The sequence below is a fragment of the Stenotrophomonas sp. HMWF003 genome (assembly GCF_003061285.1).
GTDB classification, from domain to species: Bacteria; Pseudomonadota; Gammaproteobacteria; order Xanthomonadales; family Xanthomonadaceae; genus Stenotrophomonas; species Stenotrophomonas maltophilia_AP.
On the sequence record NZ_QAIW01000449.1, the window covers coordinates 604 to 2,670 of the forward strand.

General features: G+C 70.6%; 1 protein-coding gene and 1 pseudogene. One reads left to right on the plus strand and one right to left on the minus strand.

Annotated features, from left to right (window positions below):
• A pseudogene (locus DBR34_RS24275) lies at window positions 1–668 on the minus strand (formylglycine-generating enzyme family protein); the annotation flags it as partial.
• 257 nt (window positions 669–925) lie between these two features.
• Here DBR34_RS24275 and rnd point away from each other — a divergent pair.
• Window positions 926–2,005 (plus strand): ribonuclease D, encoded by a 1,080-nt coding sequence (gene rnd, locus DBR34_RS19955; protein ID WP_128098071.1) that lies wholly within the window; start codon window positions 926–928, stop codon window positions 2,003–2,005.
• Window positions 2,006–2,067: the final 62 nt, after the last annotated feature.

The window sequence follows — 2,067 nt, forward strand, 5'->3', positions numbered from 1 at the left end:
TTGGCCGCCTCGGCCAGCCAGGTTCCCGCCGTGGCGAAATCGCTGGCACGCGCGGCGGTTTCCGCACGGCCGATCAACCCGCTCTCGGCGGCGGCCAGGCCCTGGCGGGCGCGGGCGTCGTCAGGATTGAGCGCCAGCGCCTCACGGAAGTTGGGAATGGCGCCATCGCCGTCTTCCCCGATCCGGCCGGCGCGCAGATCCTCTTCGCCGGCACGGTTGTAGGCGATCACCCGCTGCGCGATTTCCACCCGCGACTGCAGCTGGCGAACGCGCGGGTCGTCGGGGGCGATGGTGAGCAGCACCAGGGCCATGTCGCTGGCCTGCGCCACGGCCTCGCGCTGCTTCAGCGGCCGGACCAGCAACGCGTTGGCATCCTCCAGCAGCTGCTGGCGTGCGCGCTTCAGCCCGGCCACGGCCTGGCGGTCCTTGGCATCGCGCTGCAGCAGCGCGAGCCAGAGCGGAACCGCCGCCTGCGCATCCTCGTACAACCGGCCCTGCTCGAAGGCCTGCGCAGCCTGGCGGCGCGCCGCCGCAATACCGTCGTCGGCAATCTCCACCGCGGGCGGCTGCCAGCGCTGCACGGTCTCGGCCGCGTCCTCGCCCCCGATGGTCACCCGCGCAGCCGGCGCCGCAGCGGCCGGCTGGGCACGCGCAGCCGGCTTGGCCACCGCCGCGGGCGGCGGCGGTGCATCGGCCGAGCATGCGGCCAGGGCGACCAGCACACCGGCCAACAGCGACGCGGAAAGGACAGAGTTGCGCAAAATCAGGTTCCTTGCAGCCAGGCACGAGCATTGCTGAATCCGACCGGGTGAGGCAAGCCGCGCCGGCCGCCACGCGGTGACAGGTTCATGATACCGGCGCGCAGGCCGACCACGGCGCGTTATCCTGCTCCCCCTGTGCACCCCCTGCAGTAGACGGAACCCACGTGGCTTATTGGATCAAAACCCCGGCGGAACTGGACGAGCGCTACCGCCAGCGCCCCACCCGCATCGGGCTGGACACCGAATTCATCCGCGAACGCACCTACTGGCCGCAGCTGGCCCTGGTGCAGATGGCCGTTGGCGAGGAGATTCTGCTGATCGACCCGCTGATTCCCGGCATGAACGAGGCCCTGGCCACGTGGCTGGCCGATACCAGCATCCTGAAGATCATGCACAGCGCCAGCGAAGACCTGGTGACCTTCAAGGTCGCCTGCGGCGTGCTGCCGCGGCCGCTGTTCGATACCCAGATCGGCGCGGCGCTGGCCGGCATCGGCGGCGGCATGGGCTACCAGAAGCTGGTCAACGCGATCACCGGGGTGACCCTGGCCAAGGGCGAGACGCGCTCGGACTGGATGCGTCGGCCGCTGTCGGAAGCGCAGCTGGACTACGCCGCCGATGACGTGGAGTACCTGTTCGCCATCCACGATGCGATCGACGCCAAGCTGGGCGAGCTGGACCGTCGCCAGTGGTTGCAGGACGACGCCGAACGCCTGCTGGCCAGCGTCGAGAACGACGAAGACCGCTGGCCGCACGTGGCGATGCGCTCGGCGCAGTTCATGGACGCCGCGGCACAGATGCGCCTGCTGCGCCTGCTGCGCTGGCGCGATGTGCAGGCGCGCAGCAGCGACAAGCCGCGCAGCTGGATCCTGGACAACGAACTGGCGGCCCTGCTCGCGCGCACCCCGCCGGCGGACATGGCGGCGCTGGACAAGCTGATGGAAGGGTTCCCGAAAGCCCCGCGCAAGCTGCTCGCGCCGGTCTGGGAGGCATTGACCACGCCGCTCGACGACGAAGCCGACGCACCGCTCGCCTTGCCCGGCACCGACAGCAACAAGCAGGCCCTGAAGCGTCTGCAGGATGCGGTCAGTGCACGCACCGCCGAACTGGGCCTGCCCGACGGCGTGCTGGCCTCGCGCAAGCATCTGGAAAGCTACCTGGAAAGCCGCCAGTGGCCGAACGCACTGGCTGGCTGGCGGCGCCAGCAGCTGGAGCCGGTGCTGGCACCGTTGCTGCCCGCCGCTTGAACGCACCGCCGCACGCCGGGTGGCATGCGACACGGTACCGGGGCGCTGCCCCCCGGTACCGC